Raw genomic sequence first — 21,398 nt, forward strand, 5'->3', positions numbered from 1 at the left:
CCCTTCTGGAGGCGCCGACTGCCCACTTCACCTCGCCGCCCGTCCTTTTCGCACCACCCGCAGATCGGCTACCGAGCACCCGTCCCGGTTGAGCGCCTTCTGCTCGCCGTTCCGTCAGCCGGGTGGGCCCTAGCTGAGTCTGCTTGAGCGCAGAGTGGACTCGACCACCAGTGCTACAAAACTCTGCTGCACTAGTGCTGATCATCGGCCAGCTCCTGAACGGTGTCATGGTCTTCGGCGGCCGTCGGAGTGAGGAATTGCGCAGCAAACTCGCGGCGACGAGTCCAACTTGTGTCGTACCACTCTCCCGTCTCCACGTGGTCGGCCGAGCGTGCCTCGGTCCCAGTAACCTTCGTAAAGAGCTCCCCCGAGAAGGACGCGCTCGATGGGCGGCCTGCCCCACCGATGACGTATGCCAGGCCGACAAACCTCGCGGCGACGTCCTCAATGGTGAAGTCGTTCGCGGCCAAGCCGGCGGCGATCTGGCTCTGCAGTCCTTCAAGGCTCGGCGAGTCCGCGACAAGTTCGTAGAGGAAACTACTACCGGACTCCCCGTCCGAGCCGTCGCCCTGTCGTAGGTCGGCGATGAGCACGGGCAGGATCCGATCAACCTCGCGCTGCAGAGCGGCGGTCAGGGCATTCTCAGTCGCGTCACTGAGCCTGTCTAGGTCGCGTGTGGCAGTCGTAAGCACATGCGTCCGGGGGTGGATCTGGGAGCATCTGAGCAGCGCCGGGTCGACGTCACGGCTGGGCTCGGCATCGAGTAGCCGTCGAAGGAGCGCGGCAGCCCACCAACGGAGTTGATCGCTCGTCGATGTCCAGGTTGTCAACCGATCGTCACCCGCATCGTCGACCAACGCCATGGCCACCCCGAGGAGTTCGAAGGTGACCAGACCCTGCGGGCCCGTGTGGTACTGGACCTCGTCGACGTCGGGGTAGCGGGCCCGGATCTTGCTGAGCGCAAGCAGCACCCGATCGTTGTCGTCGTCGGTCAAAAGGGCACGCAGATCGTGGGCGTCGCCAGCTGCTGCCGCCTCCAACAACTGGCTGATGAAGGCGTCGGGGATGTCGCCTTCGGGGATGGCCTGAGCCAAGTAGCGATCGAAGTAGTCGGGATGCGCGAACCGTCCCGCAGGAAGGCGAGAGGGGTTCTTCTCGCGTACGGCAGGGAAGAGCGCACCAAGCACCGACAGTGCGTCCCGGCGATCTTCCTCCTGCTCGAGGACGTTCACGAGGGCGTCCCAGTCGGGTTGCTGCCGTTCGCGTGGGTTCCAGCCGATATACGAAGAGGCCACCCTCGTGAGATCGGCCTTCCAGGCCTGCAGCTTTGCAAACACGTCGGGGAACTGGACCCTCAGGAAGGTCGCCAGGATGAGGTCGACATCGTTCATCTCATCGAGGTCATGGGCGCGGAGCTGCTCGCGCACCTGCGCGAGGAAGCGCTCGATCGCTCTTGGTGTGGCTAGCTGCCTGGGCATTGTGGTCAGGAGGATGTCGCCGAACCTTTGCTTGTCGAAACTCGTCTCGACCCGCTCCAGCGTCAGGATCTCTGTCAGACCGGAGTCGAGAATCCGCACGATCTGACTGGTGAGGAGCGACGGAATGGTGAGCGGGTACTGAACGATCTTCTCCATGAACGAACGAGCACGTGCCTTTGAGGCCGTGCCTTGCCCGGGGGTCCGGAGGGTTTCGACCAGAGTCTGCTCGTCGTACGCCAATAGGAAATCCACCCCCGGGAAGCGACCGAGCAGGCGAACGACCTTCAGCAAGTCAAGGAGTTCACCGGGCTGAAGCCGGTCGATATCGTCCACCACGACGATCACTCGGGTGTCCAACTCTCGAAGGGCTGCGGCGATCTCGTCGAACGCGACGTTCCAAGGCTTCTCCAGACGCTTCGCCGCCGCCGTCGCAAGGTCACCGGCTGCGGCGCCGACGAAGGGGATCAGCGAGGCAAGGGGCCGCGCTATGTCGGCATACGACGTGATCAGGTCCCGGAGACCTTTCTTGCCTACCCCGGGATCAACAGTGGACAACGCGGCGAAGAACTCCGAGAACAAGCCCTCGGTGCCCGAGGTCGCCCACGGAGTGAAAGTCACGACCTGCCAATCGCTGTCGGGCGCCTCCGTGAGGTAGGCGGTGATGAGCGCGATGACGGAAGACTTGCCGCTACCCCAAGGACCCTCGAGTCCGTACACGACGCTGGACTCAGGGCTGTGATTCTCGGCGATCAGCTGGGCCGTGCGTTGCGCCATGGGCGCACGACGGAGTCGGTCGTCAGCAGGGGTCTTGATCGGATCGTCACGCCAGCCCTTCCAAGGGGACCTCTGAGTTCTCGGTTCATTCACGTGTGATCTCCAGGCCTTGTGCGAAGACGTCGGCGGTTCCCTCATCGAGAGAATGACTCAGTGGGTGAGGGTAGACCAACGCGCCAACGCTCCGTGGACAGCTCGATGAGTTCGACACCCTCGGCCGTCCCAATTCAGTGGACGTTGCTGAGTCCGCGCCAGGGCGCCGGCGGTGGGATAGAGCGCAGCAAGCGGCATGAAGTTACTGTGCACAGCGCGTTCAACCCTCTCAGCGGATCAGCCGGACCTGACGGCAACAGAACTCGTCGACACTGATGTATCGCACGGCTGACGCTCTCCGTACCTTGCCGACGTGAAGCGCGTTGACGACCTGTGTCCTTCCGCCGCGTAGCGCCTTCGTGAACGCGGCTGTTGCCGGGGATGTTGTGTGGCGGCGCTGCAGAACTGCTCGTACTGGGTGGCTTCGTCGCCGCACCAACTGTGAAGGCGCAATTCGCCCGGACCACCGCCCGACTGTTCAACAGCTGCAGCCGGCTCTGCCCGGATGCAGAAGTCGCGGCCGAGCTGTCAGCCACGAAGCTGACCATGAAGGCGACGGCCAACCGGGGGAACGCGACAAGCACGGCAACCTGCACGTGCGGCTGCTCGACGTCGTCGCGGGCCGGTCCGGGATGCCCTCTTTCCCGCCTTCGTGCCACCTTCGTGCTGTGCCTGCGCTCAGCCTGTGCAGTCCTCGACGATCTTTCGCATCAGACGCTGGCCGTCGGCCGTCGTGATGGCGCCTAAGCGAATCCATTCACGGACTTCGTTTACTCTCTTCACACAGTCGGGGTTCAGTCCGTCCGTCCAAGAAGCGTCATCCGGTGGTGCCGTGTCACCTGGGTGATCAACGTCGGGATACCCACCTTCTCGGGCCACGGCTGACCGCCAGTCGCCTCCGCCATGGAAAGTCCAGACCAGGTTCGGCCACAGCCGCCGCTGCTTTTCATATGCCTCCGAGACTCGCGCGAAGAGCTCCGGGAGCCAAGTATCGGCCCGCGCTCGCTCGACAGCTGAGTCGTCGTTGCGGATAAGGTCGAATCCTGATCCTGGTGTGGTATTCGTGACGCCGCATTCATCCAGAATCCATTTCGAAGCGGGATATGTGAACCAACGCTTATGCCCAGGGTTCCATCTCCAACGGAACCTGTCCGGCAGGTCGTCGTTGGCGACCATGACGCCGTCACGAAAGGACAGGTATGCGGGGTCTGCTGGCGGGCCGAAACTCATGCTGCACTCCTTGAAAGGGCCAGTTGAAGGCAACGACCAACGTTTGGAACTCCATCCTGTGGGCTCGCGGAGGCACCCGTCAACGGTTTTCATGCAACGTGTTCGGCGGGGCTACTTCCCGAACGGAGTAAACCGCCGCACATCCCTTGACCGCTCGAAGGTTGCGGATGTGTCGAGGTCATCGCTCCCCGGTGGCCCAGCCCGCTGCCCAGCGGCGCACCCTTTCGCCGCGTGCCGGGCGTCCTTGGACCCGAACCTCGTGGCCTAGACGCCGAGAGCGTCGAGCCAGGCGGGCAGCGGTCACGTCGGGGCCAAGCGCGTCTACTTCGGCTTGCGGGATCGAGGTGCGTTCGTGCGTGCGGGACGTTTGGCAGCAACGGTCTTGTGGGCTACCGGAGGTTCGGTGTGCAACGGCACGCTTTGGGCTGCCATCCTCCGATCAGCCGCAGCTTGGGCGTAAGCCATGTTTGCTGCAAAGTTCCGCATCTCGGGCGTCAGGCCGCCCTCGTCTTTGTACCCCAAGCAGTCACACTTGCCGTCGGGGTGAATGCCAACAAGAATCGGCGGCGAGGGACGGGATCCACCGACTTCGGGCAGGCGCGCCACCGCGGCTATGGCGACAGCGACAGCTTGGGTCAGGTCCCGATCGTCCACCAGGGTGCGGTCCTTGTTCTGTGCCTTGCGCCGACAGACGGCGGTGTGGGAGATGGCGAACTGCGGCCGCTCCGTCAAAGTGCGGAAATCCCCCCAGGTGGAACGGTCGTCGACGAGCCACAGCTCGTCGATTCCGGTGTTGTCCTTCGCGATCCTCAGCAGGTCATCGCGGATCGCCAGCACAGCCGTCCGCACCGGTGCGACGTGGAGTTGGAGGAAGAATTCCACGGAGCCCGAAGTGGGCGCTGAGCAGCGCACGGTGGGTATGAGATCGACGGAGAGCGTGGGACTGTCTATGGCCCCGGCAGCGCGCAGAACCGGCGCCAACGCGTCCGCTGCCGCATGTAGGTTCGCGTATGCCAGCAAGCGGGGATCTGTGCTCGGTCGCCCCGCGACTGCGTCGCTGAGTAGATGGCTCCATTGCGCCCGTGCCCCGTCATCGTCGTTTACGACCTGACGCCATAGTCGGTTCATGTCGGCGGTGCGACGGTCCCCTGTAAGCGACTTTAGACCACGCCGTGGCGCCAGCTCGCTGCGCATATCGTCGACGATAGCCGCGCTAACGTTCTCGATAGCTGGCCACCCGTGAAGCTTGGACTGGATAGCCCACCGCAGCGCCGAGTCCGGATCATCGAGGAGTGCGAACACCAACGAGAGCAGAAGGTCGATGGACGCCGATTCAATGGTGGCTCCTTCCTGCATAGCTGCGGCGTCGATCAGCCGGTCGCGGGCAAGTATCAGGTACTCGCGCCGGCTCTGGCCGTCACGCGCGTAACCTGCTTGGGCGAACATGGTTTGGGCGGCCAACCACGGGCCGGCGATGACGCGGTCGACCCGGCCCGAGATGGCGTCAAGCTTCTGGCCGTGTTCCTTGGCCGCAGCCGCGAGGTCCTCGAGCGTGATCGACTGCAGAATGGTCGACACCGCGCGTCGCCCCGCTTGGGCGCCAGCACCCTTCGCGACGGCTAGGGCGATCACCTCGAAACCTGTCATTGTCACGCCTCCGCTTCTAAGGGTTTAAGATTCCACGAGGGCTGCGAATCGCTTACCGAGTTGCGACCCGCCGGGGTAACGTCATCGCGTGGCGGCACCGTTCGCAGGGAGGGGCACCGAATCCACTGCCGCGATCCGCGCGGCTGCGAGGTTTCATCAGGGCGAGAAGCCGGTCCTCATCCTACCGCCATCTGCGGGCTCAGGCTTAACCCTCGGCGTCGGCCTGCCCAGTCGAACGCAGCCTGCATGTTTGCGTTAGTGCGCTATTTAGAGGAGTCGATTCCGTTAAATCAGAGGGCCGATGATTGCGGTGCAAATTTGGTCGATTGGATAGGCATCTCTCAAGTGGATGGTTCAATTGCGGTCGCCCTTCGCTTCAGCGAAGTGCAGGAAGGTGAGTCCTTCCGCTGCCTGCCGGGCGCAAGGCGTGTCAACTTGGGTCGGAAGCATCGAACGATCGCCGGGCGTCCGCTCGGTACGGTTGGCGCATGTCTCGGCTGGTCCTCATCAACGGGCCTCCGGGGTCGGGGAAGTCACCCATCGCGCTATCCCTCGCGCAGGACCGTCCGCTGACACTTGACATCGACGTCGACGCGATCAAACACACGCTTGGGCGTTGGGCTGCGGACCCGTCATCCGGCCTGCACGCCAGACGGCTGAGCCTCGCGCTGGCCGGAGAACACCTCCGCAGCGGATTTGACGTCGTCCTGGTGCATTACCTCGCCAAGACACCGTTCATCGAGGAGCTGGAACATCTTGCCGGTGAAGTCGGCGCGCAGTTCCACGAATTCGTGCTGGACCTCGATACCCCGAGCCTCGCGGCACGCCTTGCCGCCCGCGCGACGAACCCGGATCGCCCAGAGCACCAGATCAACAACCGACTCGTCGGGCCCGAGGACGCCGCCCTGCTCATCCAGTCGCTCCAAGCGCTGCGCGAACAACGCCCTGGGGCCATCTGGGTCGACGCCACGGGCTCGTTGGCCGCAACGGTCAGCGCCTTGCGTTCTCGGCTGGACCAACCCGTGAGCTGACACCTCGCGATCCGTGCCCTCGCGAGAGGTGAGTCAATTCGCCGCGAAGCGGCAGTGTCCTACCGCCGCATGCAGACGCGGCGTCTGTGACCTTCCGGTGTGGGGATCGATACGGGATCATGGCTCCTGTGGAAGACAGCTCCTGCTCTCTCAACGTGTATAGAACGTGGGGGACCGCGAACATCTACGCCATCCCCATTCTTCTTGATGAGGTTGAGGTTGGACGTCTGCGGCCGGGCCAAAGTCTCCATGTGCAAATGGCTGCGGGTCCGCACACTGTGCAACCTCGGTTCCCTGGCCTCAGCGGCAAGGCACTAAGCGCACGCGCCGCTGTTGAGTTTAGGGCGTCTCCCGGTCAGCAGGTAGACCTCCGGTTGGCGGTGGGCAAGTTCGGCTTGACTGAGTTCAAGTTGTCTGGGCCCTCTCAGAAGCCCCCGCCACGAACCTCTGCGACCGCCCTACATCAAGGCAGGGAGGTGGAGGAAATTGGCGCGAATGGCTGGAGCCCCACACCCTCCACGGTTATCTGCCAGATCTCGGAGGGAAAGAGATATGAAGTAGAAGTGGGAGATCCGGAAATTCGAGTCATCGACAACTCCAGCGGCTTGTCGGATGCTGTACGTACCTTCAAGCTCTCCCGAACTTGGAGCCGCACTCTTACGACGGACACAGAGCGCGCGCTGAGGGCGACAGGTGGCTTGAGTATCCCCTGGGTACAGGTGAAAGCGGAGATCGATGGTGCGCTGACCCAGCACCTGTCACGATCCTTCCAGGAGCAGCAGTCGTTCGAGGACACGGTCGTGATCACGTCTGCGGCGCGTACGAAGACTACGGTCTTCTTTGCGTGGCGGGAGATTCGTCAGCAGGGGAATGTTCGCGTGCTAGTGGACGGTGTTGAGGCAGACGTGCCTTTCGAGGCCGTCATAGGCCTGTCTTTCGATCAGAGGCAAGTCGACGAAAGGGTCGACTAGCATGCATTTGACGAAAACAGAAGTTTCTAGTGTTTGGTATGTCGTTTCTCGGGAACCGGCAACCACACCTAGGGCGATCCTCCGAAGAGCGACACCCAGCCGCTTGAGATCACAGCTCGGCCCGCGCTTGTGTGGGTACCGCGGCTCCGCCGAGGCACTAGAGACACGCGTCTTACCGGCTCCCTTCTGTTGTCAAGCGGTCGCTTCGAGATTCCGTTGGCGGTCGGTCTTCCGTGTTGTGGAGGCTGGGCGTGGCGACGGTTTCGCGGGTCCGGGAAGTGGCTCATCCGAAGTGTCGATGTGCGGGGGCAGGTCGACCGCGCTGGATTCTTGAGTCGCCCCGCAGTGCCCTCCCGGGCCCGTTTCACCTGCACGAGCGTCGGTGACGAGCTGGCGGTAGATGGCGTCAGAGATCCTGCGCTTGAGGCAGCGCAGCGCCTCGAGGGGCTTCTTGCCCTCGGCTCGCTTGCGTCGGTAGTAGGCCCGGCCGTCGGTGTCGAGGCGGATCTGGCTGATCGCGACGATGTGGATCACGTGGTTCATCCGCCGGTTCCCGGCCCGGGACAGCCGGTGCCGGTTCTGCTCACCCGAGGACGCATCCAGGGGTGCGGTGCCGGTCCAGGACGCGAACCGGTTCCGATCCGCGAACCGCGCAATGTCACCGACGTCGGCCAACGTCCGCGCCGCGACGACGGGTCCGACACCGCGCAGCTCCATCAAGCGCGACCCGCGGGCCAGCACGATGGCCTTGAGCTCGGCGCTGGACTTCTTGATCTTCGCGTCGAGGGCGACCAGCTCGGCGAGCTCCTCGGCGGCGATCCGCCGGCGGGTCTTCCCGGCGACGTCCCGGGGGCGGACCGAGGCGAGCAGTGCCTTGGCCTGCAGCGGGGTGATGTCCTTCTTCGCCTGTCCCGGAAGGAGTTCCGCGAGCAGGGCGTGGAGCCGGTTGACCGTCTGAACCCGGCGCCGGGACAGCGCCTCGCGGCGGTCGGTGAGCATCCGCAACGCCTCGAGCTCGCCGTCGACCTGTAGCACCGAAGTCCCTCGGTGCGCACGGCGACGACCGCGATCGAGTGCGCATCCCGGGCGTCGGTCTTGCGGTTGTGGCCCGTGTCGAACAGGCGCACCCGGGCGGCGAGCTTCGCCGGGACGTCGAGGACGTGCTCGCCGTCCTCGAGGAGCCGCTGCGCCAGCGGCCGGCCCGCGCCGTTGCTGCCTTCGACCGCCCAGACCCGCTCTGGCCAGGCCTTCACGTAGGCCAGCATCGCGGTGTAGCCGGCCTGGTCGGTGGTGAACCGGCCCGAGCCGAGGAACTTCTCGTGTTGGTCGACGACCTCGATCGTCGCCGACAGCTTGTGCGGGTCGACCCCGATGATCACCGTCGCCATGTCGCCACCTCGTCCTCGTCTCGTCGTGGACCTGCAAGAAGTCGCGAGGCGGGCAGTGCTGTTATGAGCAGGGCAGTCCCTTCTTGAGCCACGCCTCGTCAACGGTGACCGGCGGGCCGCAGACCGATAGTGAGCCACACCGCTCCTCTGGTGGGCAGCCGCTTGGAGAGCTGCCCGCCGATCACCTGAACCGAGTCTGGCCAGACACCGGCCCTAAGGGAATCGTCTAGTAGTCCCGTTCGCCCTGTGGGCGGCCCGTTCACGGGCTGAAAATAGGGGTCCGGGCGTCCGTTGACGTCGTCGCGGCTTGGTCGTTGGAGGCCGTCTGGTAGTCGGGCGCCGGGAGCCGCGCCGTGGCCCTTCATTGTTGCCGGCGGTGGTTGCCGAGCACGCGGATTAGCTTCTCTCTTTCCCTTGCGGTTCCCACGGAGGCCCGGGCCGTTGAGTGCCGAGTCCCGGTTCGCGAGGGAGGTTCTTCGAATGGTTCAGGTAGTCGAAGACGTGGAGATCATCGAGCGGGTCGCCGCGTTGGACATCGGCAAGGCCGAAGTTGTCTGCTGCGTCAGGGTTCCTGATGAGTCGAGGTCCGGGCGCGGCGCCGGCCGCGGTCAACACGTCCGCACGTTCGCCACGATGACCCGGTCGCTAACGGACCTGAGCGACTGGCTGACGGGGTTACGGGTGACCCGGGTCGTGATGGAGGCGACCAGCGACTACTGGAAGCCGCCGTTCTACCTGCTCGAGGCGGCAGGATTCGACGTCTGGTTGGTGAACGCTCACGAGGTCAAGCACCTGCCGGGCCGCCCGAAGACCGATGCGCTGGACGCGGTGTGGCCGTGCAAGATCGCCGAGCGGCAAATGATCCGAGCCAGTTTCGTGCCACCGGCGCCGATCAGGCAGTTGCGGGACCTGACCCGATACCGGATCGACCTGATCGGGGACCGGGGTCGGGAGAAGAACCGCGTCGAGAAGCTCCCCGAGGACGCTGGGATCAAGCTGTCCGTCGTCGCGTCGGACCTATTCGGTGTCTCTGGACGCGCCATGATGGACGCGCTCATCGCCGGAGAACGCGATCCGGACATCCTCGCGGACCTCGCCAGGACCCGGCTACGGGCGCGGATCCCCGAGCTGCGGGAAGCCCTGACGGGGCACTTCACCGACCACCACGGATTCCTGCTCTCCCAGATGCTCCGCCACGTGGACCACCTCGACGGGCGAATCGCAGCCGTCGAGGCCCAGATCGAGGATCACATCCGGCCCTACGCCGACACGGTGGCTCGGCTCGATCAGATCCCGGGCATCGGCCCCGCCGCCGCCGGCATGACCATCGCCGAGATCGGCATCGACATGACGCGCTTCCCGACCGCAGCCCACCTCGCGTCCTGGGCGAAGTTCAGCCCAACCGTCAAGGAGTCAGCGGGCAAGACCAAGGGCAGCGCCGCGACCGGACGCGGGAACCGCTACCTGGCCAGGGCGCTCGGCGAGGCCGCCGTCGGAGCCTCCAGAACGAACACGTTCCTCGGCGAACGCTACCGCCGCGTCGCAAGACGCCGCGGGAAGCAGCGAGCACTGGTAGCGATCGGACGATCAATCCTGACCGTGATCTGGCACTTGTTGTCCGACCCCGACGCCACCTTCAACGACCTCGGAGCCGACCACTACGACAACCGCGGCAGCACCCAACGCGGCTTGCGCAGGCACGTCAACGCCCTCCATGCCCTCGGCTTCACCGTCACGATCACACCCACCGGCTGACCCGCGCGGTCGGCCACCTCCAGGACCCGCGTGGCCAGGTCCATTTTCGGATTAGCCGCGAAGCGGCAGTGTCCATCCGCCGCACGTAACCTCGTCGCGCCCGCCATCTTTGCTGTCGCGCCGTCGGCCAGGAGTTGGAGAGGCGATCCCTGTCGGTGATGTCTTCAGCCGCCCTTCCAAAGTACTTCGCACCGTCTCTTGGTCTGCTGCAGTCGCCAGCGTGGTTGACCAGCCTGGAAAGGGTCACGCTCGCCTCAGTTCGTCAGCCATCGACGTGGGGACCCAGCCCCTGAGATCCCCGTTTGGCGACGGTTTCCAAGTGTGCAGGCTGCTCCAAGCTCAGGCCTTCGGCCCCCTTGGGCTGGCGTTTGGGCTCGCGTGTGAGGTGTCCGGAGTCGGTGTGTTTCGCGGCATGGTCGGAGCGCGGAACCCTCGCCTCGAGGATTGTCCCGCCGTCGGTCGGGCTCGTCACGACCAACCGACCGCCCGTAGTCTCGATCCGGTCGGTCAGGCCGATCAGGCCTGAGCCGGCCGCGTCCGCGCCACCGATCCCGTCGTCGTCGACGCGCGCGATGATCAGTTCCGGTTCAGTGGTGATGAGCACCCGACATCGGCTCGCGCGGGCGTGCTTCGCCACGTTGGTCACCGCCTCGGAGCAGAAGAAGAGCAATGCGCCCTCGAGGGCGTCGGGAAGCCGTCCCACATCGACTTGTACATCGACCGGGAAGGGGAAGTGCCCGGCCATGTCACGGACGGCCGCGTCCAGGCCACCCTCGACGAGGGCCGCGGGGCGGACTCCCTGGACGAACCTGGTCAGGTCCTCCTGCGCCCGCATGACCTCCGCACGCACCCGCGTGAGGTTCTGGTTGCCCGAGAGGCCCGGGGTCGCGACGTGGTCCAGCAGGTCGGCGACCCGGCCGAGACGTCGTTGCGCGCCGCCTCCGAGCTCGTCGGCGATCCGTTCCCGCTCGTCATCGACAGCCGCGACGATGCGTCGCCGCGACTGCGTGAGCTCGTCCACGCGTGACCGGACGTCGGCGAGCATCCGCGCGTTGGTCATCGCGAGTCGTGCTGCGGTCGCCACGCCGCAAACCAGCTGGGGGTCCTCGAGCAGAGCGCGGTCGTGGACCAGCACAGCCACGCGCCGGCCCGCGTCATCGATGTAGGTGGCCGTGCGATCATCGTCCTGTGGGGGCGGGTCAATCTCCTCACTGTGGTCGTCGACGTATGCCGCCCGCTGCGGGATCCAGTAGCCGACCGTGAGGCTGGGGTCGCCCAGCGCTCGCTGCAGCCGTCCGCTCAGCCCGCTGGTGTCGGACGTCGCCCCGAGGTCGGCAACGAGGTCACTGAGGGTCGACTCGGTCCAGCGTCCCCATCGCAGGTCGGCCGCGAGCACGACGACGGCGCCCGCGACGACCGCGTCGTATGCGAGCAGGACGGGTTGGTCGATGTCCCAGGCCAGCATCTGGTTCAGCGCGCTCGTCACAAGAACGGTGGAGAACCCGAGGGCAGCCGCCAACGCCGGCCGTCCCGCCTTGCGTGCGGGGCCGGTCGTGCGCACGAAGACGTCGATCGCGGCGGCGGCGACCAGGAGCGCGAGCGCGAGGGTGAGCGCGGGCGTGGGCATCAACGCCTCGGCCACGCCCAGGGCGTACGCCGTCACGACGACAACCGTGACGTAGCGGCGCCGCGAGTGCCCGGTGGGGTAGGTGAGGTGCAGGTGCACCAGTGGTCCACGGTGGAGGAAGACGGCTGCGCTGAGGAGGCTGCCGACCAGCCACGTCGCCCCGACGAGCAGCATCAGCCGGGCGGACCTGCCGAACCGCATCGATGCGAGGCCGGCACCGATCACGACAGCCCCGACCAGCAGGTCGACGGCCTGGAGTAGCCCGATCCTGGCCATGGTCACCCGGTCAACCGCCCGAGGGCTGACCCGCTGAGCTCGCTCTTACCGACGAAACCGCGGGCCGGGCTGGCCGCGACGCGCCCGCCGTAGGAGACGGCCCGGCGCGTGGACGTCAGCACGACGGCGCACCCCGGTGCCTCGTCCGCGATGCGCTCGGACACCGCGAACCCGTCGAGGTCAGGCAGGACGACGTCGAGCAGCACGACGTCGGGAAGCAGGCGGCACACCAGCTCCGCGCCCGACGTGCCGTCCGCAGCCTCCCCGACGACGGCGTAACCCTCTGCCTCGAGAAGCGCTCTTGCAAACGCCCGGAAGCCGGCGTGGTCGTCGATGATCACGAGCGTGGGTGTCATTGCGCCTTCTTGGTCAAGGCCCACGGGTGGCGGCTCATCACGACTCTGGCGTCACACGGCCAAGAGCCCACGGGCGTGAGCGTCAGGGTCGAGCGGTCGAACGTGAAGGTGGCGGTCATTTCGGTGCGGCGGATAGTCGGATAGTGGTCCACGCTCGTGAGGTGGGTCAGCTCGAAAGTGCTGCCGTACACCCGGTAGCTGCCCACCCACCACATCTTGGCCGTCGCCGCGAGGCTGCCCTCGCGCGCATACGCCCTGACGACTCCGCTCTCGAGTGTGATGCTCGTGTACCAGGTCTGGTTGCCGCTTGGGCCGCTCGGTGGGTTGAGGCCACGTCGGCCTGCGGTATCCGGCAGGCCATCACAGAGTCGGCGGTCGGCGGGGGAGAGCACCGCCTCGTACCTGCCGTCGGGAACCACCGACGCGCCCGGCTGAGCCGGGTCGGACCGCAGGACCCAGGGGTTGGTCGTCCAGATGACGATTTCGCGGCACGAGCCGCCGTTCATGTCGCTGAGCTGCAGGGCAGTTCCGTCGAAAGACCACCTCGCGTTGAGGTTGTCGATCTGGACCCGGTCGCGCAACGTGGAGTACACCCCGTCGTACCCAACGTCCACGGGCGCAGCCTGACTGTCGATGCGTTGGCTTCTTGTGACTTTGCCGTCACGCACCTCGAGCGAGAACCACGACTCTCGCCCGGGGGTGCCCTGCATCGTGCCATCCGTGCACTGCGACATCACATCGTTCTCAAGCGCCATGTCGTAGGTTCCCTCGGGAAGCGACCCGCTGCCGGCTCCGGGCTTTCGCGAGGGACAAACGGAGACGTCCGGCGGCGCGGCGGCGGCAGCCCTGAGTTCGGTGAGCCGGTCGAGCATCCGGCCGTCGTCAGGGTTGTCGGCGATCGCGTCGTGGACCGGTTGAACGGCACGGCGCAGAGCGGCGAGCTGCAGGTCCGACGAGGGGGGGAACGCCACCTGCTGTCCACACAGCTTCGCGATGGCGGTCTCGTCCTCGGCCCGAGTCGCCGCAAGGGCCACTGGGATCGCGTCTGTTGCGGCCTTGCGCAGGACCTCCCGCTGGGCGTCTGTCAGCGCACGGTACGACGCCTGGTTGAGGACCACCGCAATGGCCTGCGGCCAGAGGTTGACGTTCGCGGTGATGTACTTCGCCTCGAGTCCGTAGAAGCCGCCGAGGATGTTCTCAGCGGGCTGCTCGTACGCGTCGACCCCGTCGAGCCTCGCGCCGGACGACATCCGTGTGAAGGTCGCCCCGAGGGCCTTCGCCGTGGCCTCCGGTATGTCGCCGCCTTGGATCCCCAGGACGGTACCGCGGAAGTCCGCGGGCTCTCGGAACGGCTTGCGCACCCCCAGCACTTTGCGCATCGGGCCCGGCAGGACGGCGACCGCCACCAAGCCGTGCCCCTCAAGGCCGCGGGCCATCTCGAGCGGGATCCCCTCGGAGAAGATGCGGCTCTGCACGAGCTGGCTGTCAACGAGCATCGGCGCCACGAGTGGTTGGAACGAGGTCACGCCGATCAGGTCGAACGACCGCACGCCGACCCAGGCACCCGCCGTACGACCGCCCGTCACGTCCTCCAGAGTGTTCTTCTCGAAATCGATCTCGCCCATACGCCAGGAGTCGTTGAAGTGAAAGCGAAGAGACCCGCGCGACTGCTTCTCCACCTCTGCGGCATACGCCTGGACTTGCGGAGGCGCAACGTCGTCGAGCTGAGCGATCTCCAGCACGATGACCTCTTGGAGGCCCCGGCCACCGGCCTTGTCCGCGGAGCTGCTGCATGCAGAGAGCCCGATAATTACAGCCATGACCATCAGGGCCACCGGTGTGGTTCGCGGCATGGACGGCACTTCCCTTCGTGCCTCGACGCTCGATTGTCCCGCCTGGGATCAGTCTCGTCTCCCCGATCGCCGACCGAATCAGTGCCAACCCTGAGCAGGGTGGCCGTCACGGGTGGATTCTGGGCTCATGAGGGCTCGGCATGGGGCGCGAAGGGCGTGTGTCGCGGCGGTTTCGGACGCCTTGGCCGCCGCCCGCGTCGTCAGCCGCTGTGCCCCAGAGCGCGGAGGTCATGCCGCAGGCGTCGGCGGCACGAAGCCATGCGTGCGCTAGGCCATGTCGCGCGCCGCTGGGTGGCGTCCGTCAATGCCGTGGCGGTCGGCTGGTGCGCTGGGGCCGTGGGTGCCGTGGCGGGCGTTGGCTGGTTGACAATGCGTCTGGTGGACGCATCACCCGGTTTCTCCGGGGGCGGCGACTCTGCCCAGTCGGAGGTTGCGCTGCTCGGCACGGTGGCACTGCTCGCGGGAATCGGGGTTGTCCATCGGCGCGCCCGACCGGCGAGCCGCTCCGGCTGGCTGCTGGTCCTTGTCGCGGTCCTGCTGCTCGTCTCGGAGTGGGACATCCCCGGAGCGACAGCGGCCGGGTCACTCTCCGCTGCAGTTTTCTCCGTGGGTCTGCTGCTCTCGATGGCCTTGCCCGTCGCCACGACGTGGGCGGTGCTGGCGTATCCGTCCGGACGGGTGGAGCGACCCCCGGAGCGCTACCTGCTCTCGGCAGGGGCGCTCGTGTTCGTCGGTGCCGTGGGCCTGGTGCCCGGAGTGTTCTTCGACCCGCAGGCTGAGGGCTGCTCGGACTGTCCGACGAACCTGATGCTCGTCCACGGCGACCCGGCGCTGGCCGCGACGCTGTCGCGAGCCGCGATGGCGGCCGCTCTCTTGTGGGCCGTGGTGACGATGGTGGTCCTGCTCCTGGGTCTGGCACGGATGAGCCCGGCGTCTCGGCGGGCGCGTGGAGCGGTGTGGTGGGTGGGTGTTGTCTACCTGGCCGCTTGGTCCGCGCAGCTCGTCCTGAGCCTCGAGCGCGGCTTCGTAGGTAGTTCGACGGCGGACCAGGGGCTGTGGTGGGTGCAGCTCGCGGGTCTGACAGCCCTGGCCCTCGCGGTCGCGTTCGGCCTGCTGCAAGCGCGAGCCATGCGGCGCAGCGTCGCAGCCCTCGTCGTCGCCCTGCACCGTGATGCGGCGGCCGGCGGGATGCGTTGTGCGTTGGCCGAGTGGCTGCACGACCCGTCCCTGCAGGTGGGCTATCTGGTTGACGGGACCTATCGCGACGTCGACCTCGCGATGGTGGACGTGACGGCCCGGCCCGGACGCGCGATGAGCCGGCTCCTCGAGGGCGGCCAGGAGATCGCCGTCCTGGTGCACCGCCCCAGCCTGCTCGACGATCCGGATGCCGTTCGTGAGGTGGTCCGGGCGGCCCGGCTGGGCCTTGAGAACGAGCGGCTGCGCGCCGAGGGATTCGCCCAGCTGCGCGCACTCGCCGACTCGCGTGTGCGCGTCATCGAGGCGGGAGACCGCGAGCGGCGCCGCCTCGAGCGCGACCTGCACGACGGCGCCCAGCAGCGCCTCGTCGGCCTGCTGTTGGGTCTACGCCTGCTGAAGGCCACGACCGGAGAAGACTGCACTGAGGTGGACCAGGCGGAGGCAGAGATCCGGGCGGCCGTCGAGGACCTCAGGGAACTGGCCAACGGACTGCATCCGATCGTGCTGCTCACCGAGGGGTTTGCGGGCGCGTGCGCGGCCTTGAGCGAGAGCATGGACGTGCGGGTCGTCGACGCTCCAAACCGACGCTTCCCCGCGGTGGTGGAGACCACGGCATACCTGCTCGTGGCCATGGCGGCGGCCGCGGGGCCCACCACGGTGTATGCCGCATGTGAGGGCGATGCTCTGCGGGTCCGCGCGGACGTCGCGCATGCGCGCGTCGTCCTCGCCGGCCTGCAGGACCGCGCCACCGCGCTCGGCGGCCACCTCGAGGTGCTGCCCGTCGACGATGGCTGCCGGATCGAGCTCGAGCTGCCGCTCGCGGCGCCGGCGGTCCCGCGCGACGTCATGGCCGCGGACGGCATATCGGGGTGACCCGCGCAGAGGAAGGGACCGATCCAAGGTGTCTCAGCAACAAAAAGGGGGGCCCGTGCGAGCCGTTGTTGCCGACGACACCCTTCTGACGCGCGAAGGGATCGTGGCACTGCTCACCGCCGGCGGAGTCGACGTGGTGGCCAAGGCCGGGGACGCCACCACCCTCATGAGCCAGGTCCGCGTCCACCGGCCCGATGTCTGCGTTGTCGACATCCGGATGCCTCCGACACACACCGACGAGGGTCTCGTCGCCGCGACCGCGATCCGGTCCGAGTTCCCCGACACCGGCGTGCTGGTGCTGTCCCACTACATCGAGTCCGCCTACGCGCTGCGCCTCATTCAGGAACAGCCCGAAGGAATCGGCTACATCCTGAAAGATCGGATCTTCTCCGGCGACGTCCTCATAGACAGCCTCCGGAGGGTGGCCGAGGCGGAGACCGTCGTCGATCCGACCATCGTGGCGCGACTGCTTCACAAGCGCCGCACCGATGACCCCGTCCAGGCGCTCAGCGAACGAGAGCACGAGGTCCTTGCTCTCGTCGCCGAGGGTCTGACGAACCAAGGCATCAGCAGGCGGTTGTTCATCACCGATCGGACGGTCGAGGCGCACGTGCGCCAGATCTTCACGAAGCTCGGGCTCGACGAGTCATCGGACAGCAACCGCCGGGTCCTTGCCGTGCTCACCTACCTCCGTAGCGGCTGACACTCGAGAGGCCGAGGCCGCGGATACGGGATAACCCCAACGCGGCGATGCGCGCGTCGAGTGATCCCCTCAATGTGGGGAAGCGGGCTTCAAGTCGATTCTGGACGTGGGATATCCAAGCCGAGCTGGCCCAGGCATCGAGGAAGTACCAATGAACCACTCTTCATATCGCCACTGGCGAAAGCACTACCGCATGCACCCCGGGTCGTCAGGACCGCCCGTCACGAGGCCAGCGCAACACCACCACCTCCCGACGGGCCGACGTGCGGCCAGCGTGCAACTCGCCTACGCCGCCGCGCTCAATGGCGCTCTTTCCCGCCCTCAAACCACCACCAGGAGGTGGAGATCATGACCCGATCCCCAATCATGACCGGCGCCGCGGCACTCGCCGTCGGCCTCACCCTTCCCGCGATCTTGCTGACAGCCCCAGCGTCGGCCGAACCCGCCGGCAACGGTCCATGGCACACGGACCTGCAGGGGCCGTTCAGCGAGATCCAAGAAGACTTCTGTGACGTTCCCGGGCTGACGGTGGAGTACGAGTTCACCGATAACGCCCAAGTCAGGGATCCGCGGATCCTTGGCCCCGACCAGTTCCCCTACGACTGGTACTTCGATGAGGGCTATGAGAAGTTCACCAACGTGGCCACCGGCGAGTCGGTCACCCTCGTCCACGAGGGCGGCAGCCTCCAGGACATTCGCCTCATCGACAACGGGGATGGCACCTTCACCCGCTACGTCACCAACAAGGGTCACAGCGTCCTGTACTCCGACGACGGCGACGTGCTTGAGCGTCAGGCGGGCGTGTTCAGCTACAGCGTCGTCTACAACTACAACGAGACCCCCAGCGACCCCTCGGATGACTTCAAGGTCGGACGGCCCACCATCCTCAAGCAGGAGGGCAACAACTACGACTTCTGCGCGGTCGTGGTCGGCGCCATCGGCTAGCACGCCGGGACGCGGGCGGCGGCAGAGACCCCGCCTGGGCGGGCGATCCGCAACGAGGCACACATTGTATGAGCCCGGTCACCGCTGTCGTGGCAGCGCCATGCCGTCCTCTACCACCTGAGTGTGGCGCACATCATGTGCGGTAGCACAACACACGCATACCGTCGCGGGGCGCGTGCTTGTCGTAGCCGACGTGCTCGGTCATCTCCACCTCAAGGGCGGCCTCGATGAGCTGCTTTGTGATCGCCTTGATCAGCCGTCCGGGCCGGTCAGCTCCTCACCTCTGGAGCGAGCGGCCTTGACCAGCTCGCGCACCCTGCTCGCTCGCGCTTGGATCCACTCGAGTCTGCATCGCTGGGCCGACCGTTGAGCGGTGAGACACAGCGCGCGTCCTTCCGCGCGCGTCGCTCAACTGGCGCGTGCGGTCGGGTCCCGATCTTGGGCCAGAGGCCGGAATTGGCCCGTGCGGCGGTTGCCGCACACGAGGATGATCCCGGCTACTTCGTCCCACTGTTGCGCCGGCCTGGCCAAGGCATCAGTGAGGCCACACGGTGCCGGTACAATCGAAGGGCGCACAGGAGGCCCTGCTCTTCGCAGGATTGGTGCTCGGCCCGGTCGCAGCAACGGTGGTGCGGTCGGCGAGCGCAAGTGACTCACTGCTCGGATTCAGCAACTCACCCGAGGAAGCCCAGGTGGAGGCGTCCGTCTTTGTCCGTGCCCCCGGTTCCGTCGGGCATAGCGCTTGGGAAGCCGGAGCCGGAGGCATCGGCGGCGACACCGGCGGCGCCAGCTGAGTGTCGCCCCTGCCCGCTGCTATGACCGGGCGCAGGCCATCCGCTCGATCGCCGATGACGTCCGGAGGTGCGTCACATCGCCGTGTAGAGTCCAAATCAGTTGGGCGCTCCGCGAAGGTGCCGCTTACCTCCCTTGTGGGGGATCGACCCTCAGGCGCCCGTCACCTAGGTCGTCGCGAGTACCGCTCGGCCTAGGTCAGCTTCTGGACTCGCCGCGTCTCCATCACCCAGAACAGGCCGAAGAGCAAGATCTCCCACCATTCGAGGAAGATGATCCAGTGGTCCGGGGCGAGCTTGCTGAAACCCCATGCCACGAACGGCCCGGCCACCATCAGCCAGAAGATCAACTGGTACCGGTTGCGCACTTCGAGGTCGCTGGCGGGCACAAGGCCTGCTCCTTCACGATTGGCGACAGCCTGCGGCCATGCATGGCTGGCGACCGCGACCGCCAAGGCGGCGATGAGGAGGATGGCGGCCAGGTCGTGGACACGCACGTCGACCGGGCCAAGCGTGAACCCGTCCATTGTCACCTCGTCCGCCGGGTGCAAGTAGAGCTTCACCACGACCAGCACCAAGAACGCAGCAAGCACGGCGCCCGTCAGTGCGATGAACCCCTTGCTCTGCGGCCCCCGCTTCCACAGCCTGGCCAAGCGCTCGGACTCTTTGAGTTCAATTACCACCAAGGCGCCACACAAGACGAGGACTGTGAAGATGGCGATGCGAAGGGACGAAATGTACTCCATAACCGTCACGCCGTCTCCAGGCGGATTCTGGCGCAACTCCTGCAGTATCTCATCGAGATTGGTCGGAACGAGCGCAACGAAGACGGCATAGAAGCCCGCGCCGTTCAAGGTGTAATCCTCCAGCAGCGATGACCCCTGGTACGCGACCATGCAGGCGGCCGTCGCAATCATCACTCCCACAAAGACGTCTCGGACCGGCGTGCCGTAGTAGGCGCTGATTGATGACTCCAGCTCCCTCTGAGCGATGGCATTTGCCATCGTGACGAAGAGCAGCACCAAAGGCAGGAACACCATCAACCAGCGAAGGTACCGGTATGTGACGCGGGCGATCTCAGCTTGCTGCTCTGGGACGGTTGGAGCACCGTCTCCGTTGGCGGTCACAGTTCCCATCGATTCAGAATGCCGGAGTTTCGCGCCATGCGCGGCCCAATGAGCAGACTCGACAGGGCTGCGAGGTCATCGCACGGACATCAGTTTGTCCCCGCAGGTCAGTCTCGGGGGGGGCTTTACGAGCGCAGCGCCTCGTTCATTGCCCGTGGGTCCTTCCGCCGCGAGCCGGGCGCTCGGCGCTCCTCACAGAACTGGCGTGGTGCTCTCAGCATGATTCGGATCAACTCCGGCGCCTCGCTCGTGACACGGATCCCTCGGAGCAGGCTTCGGGGCGTTCCTGCTCGCTTACCGCGATCGCGCAGCAGCATCTGGTCGGGCACGCTCACCCGGAAAGAAAGTCGGGGAACCTGTAGACCGTCGCCCCGCTCGGCCGGACGTCGCGTCGGCAGAAGCCACGCTCCGCCAACTGGTCGAGTATGAGACTCGCGTCGTCAATAGACATTGAGGAGTCAACTGCCACCTGAGCAGGACTAACCTCGCCCCCTTCTCGGCGTGCAACGCGCAAGACCTCTCGTTCCAACTCCGTGCGAGGCGATCGGTTGCCGGCGGCACTACCCCGCGCGCTGCCGGGCTCCGTCGTGCCAGGGAAGGCCAAGCCCAAGAACCCCACGCAGGCGCCGATCACCAGCCCAGCCAGCAGCCCTTCTACCTCTTCGCCACGTGATAACACGCCCATCAGGAGACCGCTTGCACCGATAACGACCATGCATATGGCGAGAAACCGAGACCACGGCATACGCCGTCGCATCCCCTGCGCGTATAACAAGAGCAGCGCTGCACCTTCGACGAGCAACACGAACTGCGCACCGCCCGTGTCCGAACCACTGAGACCGGCCGTCAACGTTACAACGAGCGAGATGACGAAGACGGGAACGCTCACCCACAAGATGATTCGCGCTCGGGCGAGCCGCTCGGGACTGGCATCACTGCTAACACCGGCAGGAGATCGGGCTTCGGCGTCACTCTCGCGCGCTGATGCGCGGCGCAGCTGCCCGACGGAGGTGATTCCGGTTGAAAAGCTGAAGATGGCAAGCAGTCCGGACAGGAGGCCCACGATGTCGAGAATGCTCACGTCATAGCTCCGACCTTGCACCTACCACCGCAACGCAACTAACTGGGTCACAGGCCAGCCCACTCCAAGCTCGTTCCTGGCGCGCAACGTCTATAACCGTAATGAGGCGGATCTCGAGAGGGCCATCGTTGTGAAGCAGAATGCAGGCCCACCATTACATTCATCCCAGATGACCACGGTAGCAGCGGCCGGGACGATGCGC

The 21,398-nt window shown here is 66.1% G+C and carries 15 protein-coding genes and 2 pseudogenes; 6 read left to right on the forward strand and 11 right to left on the reverse strand.

What is annotated here, in order from left to right; all coding sequences use genetic code 11:
* Nucleotides 1-191 precede the first annotated feature (191 nt).
* The 3 genes from FBY41_RS07130 to FBY41_RS07140 form a co-directional block, all read right to left on the reverse strand.
* A complete protein-coding gene (locus FBY41_RS07130) occupies nucleotides 192-2,252 on the reverse strand; it encodes a P-loop NTPase fold protein (protein WP_185748929.1) in 2,061 nt (686 codons plus the stop codon).
* 771 nt (nucleotides 2,253-3,023) lie between these two features.
* Entirely contained in the window at nucleotides 3,024-3,575 is a 552-nt protein-coding gene (locus tag FBY41_RS07135; protein WP_141842633.1) for a hypothetical protein, read from the reverse strand.
* A 321-nt stretch (nucleotides 3,576-3,896) separates the two neighbouring features.
* On the reverse strand, nucleotides 3,897-5,222 hold the full coding sequence (locus tag FBY41_RS07140; RefSeq protein WP_141842635.1) for a hypothetical protein: 1,326 nt from the start codon (nucleotides 5,220-5,222) through the stop codon (nucleotides 3,897-3,899).
* Nucleotides 5,223-5,710: 488 nt separating this feature from the next.
* On the opposite strand from FBY41_RS07140, the gene FBY41_RS07145 reads away from it, so the two are divergent.
* Together FBY41_RS07145 and FBY41_RS07150 are read left to right on the forward strand one after the other, a co-directional pair.
* The gene (locus FBY41_RS07145; RefSeq protein WP_141842637.1) at nucleotides 5,711-6,253 is read left to right on the forward strand and encodes an AAA family ATPase; all 543 of its coding nucleotides are present in this window, start codon (nucleotides 5,711-5,713) and stop codon (nucleotides 6,251-6,253) included.
* A gap of 128 nt (nucleotides 6,254-6,381) precedes the next feature.
* Nucleotides 6,382-7,224 carry a hypothetical protein gene (locus FBY41_RS07150; RefSeq protein WP_141842639.1) on the forward strand — a complete coding sequence of 281 codons (843 nt, stop codon included), beginning with the start codon at nucleotides 6,382-6,384 and terminating at the stop codon, nucleotides 7,222-7,224.
* 192 nt (nucleotides 7,225-7,416) lie between these two features.
* Here the strand turns inward: FBY41_RS07150 and FBY41_RS07155 are convergent, their stop codons facing one another.
* Both FBY41_RS07155 and FBY41_RS23840 read right to left on the reverse strand, forming a co-directional pair.
* The gene (locus FBY41_RS07155; RefSeq protein WP_260439603.1) at nucleotides 7,417-8,259 is read right to left on the reverse strand and encodes a transposase; all 843 of its coding nucleotides are present in this window, start codon (nucleotides 8,257-8,259) and stop codon (nucleotides 7,417-7,419) included.
* A gap of 47 nt (nucleotides 8,260-8,306) precedes the next feature.
* A pseudogene (locus FBY41_RS23840) lies at nucleotides 8,307-8,612 on the reverse strand (IS110 family transposase); the annotation flags it as partial.
* 501 nt (nucleotides 8,613-9,113) lie between these two features.
* On the opposite strand from FBY41_RS23840, the gene FBY41_RS07160 reads away from it, so the two are divergent.
* Complete coding sequence (locus FBY41_RS07160) at nucleotides 9,114-10,367, forward strand: IS110 family transposase (RefSeq protein ID WP_260439604.1); 1,254 nt, start codon at nucleotides 9,114-9,116, stop codon at nucleotides 10,365-10,367.
* A gap of 262 nt (nucleotides 10,368-10,629) precedes the next feature.
* On the opposite strand, the gene FBY41_RS07165 is transcribed toward FBY41_RS07160, so the two are convergent.
* From FBY41_RS07165 to FBY41_RS07175, 3 genes are read right to left on the reverse strand one after another with little or no spacing between them, the layout of a single operon-like run.
* Entirely contained in the window at nucleotides 10,630-12,276 is a 1,647-nt protein-coding gene (locus FBY41_RS07165) for a sensor histidine kinase (RefSeq protein ID WP_141842643.1), read from the reverse strand.
* Nucleotides 12,273-12,626 (reverse strand): response regulator, encoded by a 354-nt coding sequence (locus FBY41_RS07170; RefSeq protein ID WP_141842645.1) that lies wholly within the window; start codon nucleotides 12,624-12,626, stop codon nucleotides 12,273-12,275. The genes FBY41_RS07165 and FBY41_RS07170 overlap by 4 nt, the downstream gene beginning before the upstream one ends.
* Nucleotides 12,623-14,479 (reverse strand): TRAP transporter substrate-binding protein, encoded by a 1,857-nt coding sequence (locus FBY41_RS07175; RefSeq protein ID WP_141842648.1) that lies wholly within the window; start codon nucleotides 14,477-14,479, stop codon nucleotides 12,623-12,625. Before FBY41_RS07175 ends, FBY41_RS07170 begins: the two co-directional genes overlap by 4 nt.
* Nucleotides 14,480-14,857: 378 nt before the next feature.
* Between FBY41_RS07175 and FBY41_RS07180 the strand changes: the two genes are divergently transcribed.
* From FBY41_RS07180 to FBY41_RS07190, 3 genes are all read left to right on the forward strand, one after another.
* Nucleotides 14,858-16,549: a histidine kinase gene (locus FBY41_RS07180; protein WP_185748930.1), complete on the forward strand. Its 1,692-nt coding sequence runs from the start codon at nucleotides 14,858-14,860 to the stop codon at nucleotides 16,547-16,549.
* A 55-nt stretch (nucleotides 16,550-16,604) separates the two neighbouring features.
* Complete coding sequence (locus FBY41_RS07185) at nucleotides 16,605-17,252, forward strand: response regulator transcription factor (protein WP_141842652.1); 648 nt, start codon at nucleotides 16,605-16,607, stop codon at nucleotides 17,250-17,252.
* 348 nt (nucleotides 17,253-17,600) lie between these two features.
* The gene (locus tag FBY41_RS07190) at nucleotides 17,601-18,197 is read left to right on the forward strand and encodes a hypothetical protein (RefSeq protein WP_141842654.1); all 597 of its coding nucleotides are present in this window, start codon (nucleotides 17,601-17,603) and stop codon (nucleotides 18,195-18,197) included.
* 172 nt (nucleotides 18,198-18,369) lie between these two features.
* On the opposite strand, the pseudogene FBY41_RS23845 reads toward FBY41_RS07190, so the two are convergent.
* From FBY41_RS23845 to FBY41_RS07205, 3 genes and pseudogenes are all read right to left on the reverse strand, one after another.
* Nucleotides 18,370-18,515: pseudogene (locus tag FBY41_RS23845) on the reverse strand (IS256 family transposase); the annotation flags it as partial.
* A 667-nt stretch (nucleotides 18,516-19,182) separates the two neighbouring features.
* Complete coding sequence (locus FBY41_RS07200) at nucleotides 19,183-20,124, reverse strand: hypothetical protein (RefSeq protein WP_141842656.1); 942 nt, start codon at nucleotides 20,122-20,124, stop codon at nucleotides 19,183-19,185.
* Nucleotides 20,125-20,446: 322 nt separating this feature from the next.
* On the reverse strand, nucleotides 20,447-21,196 hold the full coding sequence (locus FBY41_RS07205; RefSeq protein WP_141842658.1) for a hypothetical protein: 750 nt from the start codon (nucleotides 21,194-21,196) through the stop codon (nucleotides 20,447-20,449).
* Nucleotides 21,197-21,398 lie beyond the last annotated feature (202 nt).

The sequence above is a fragment of the Humibacillus xanthopallidus genome, from assembly GCF_006716675.1.
GTDB lineage: Bacteria > Actinomycetota > Actinomycetes > Actinomycetales > Dermatophilaceae > Humibacillus > Humibacillus xanthopallidus_B.

What these genes read in the sequence shown, in the direction of transcription:
- FBY41_RS07130 (WP_185748929.1), bottom strand. Translation starts at nt 2,252, where the DNA reads ATGGCGCAACGCACGGCCCAGCTGATCGCCGAGAATCACAGCCCTGAG.
- FBY41_RS07135 (WP_141842633.1), bottom strand. Translation starts at nt 3,575, where the DNA reads ATGAGTTTCGGCCCGCCAGCAGACCCCGCATACCTGTCCTTTCGTGAC.
- FBY41_RS07140 (WP_141842635.1), bottom strand. Translation starts at nt 5,222, where the DNA reads ATGACAGGTTTCGAGGTGATCGCCCTAGCCGTCGCGAAGGGTGCTGGC.
- FBY41_RS07145 (WP_141842637.1), top strand. Translation starts at nt 5,711, where the DNA reads ATGTCTCGGCTGGTCCTCATCAACGGGCCTCCGGGGTCGGGGAAGTCA.
- FBY41_RS07170 (WP_141842645.1), bottom strand. Translation starts at nt 12,626, where the DNA reads ATGACACCCACGCTCGTGATCATCGACGACCACGCCGGCTTCCGGGCG.
- FBY41_RS07175 (WP_141842648.1), bottom strand. Translation starts at nt 14,479, where the DNA reads ATGCCGCGAACCACACCGGTGGCCCTGATGGTCATGGCTGTAATTATC.
- FBY41_RS07190 (WP_141842654.1), top strand. Translation starts at nt 17,601, where the DNA reads ATGACCCGATCCCCAATCATGACCGGCGCCGCGGCACTCGCCGTCGGC.
- FBY41_RS07200 (WP_141842656.1), bottom strand. Translation starts at nt 20,124, where the DNA reads ATGGGAACTGTGACCGCCAACGGAGACGGTGCTCCAACCGTCCCAGAG.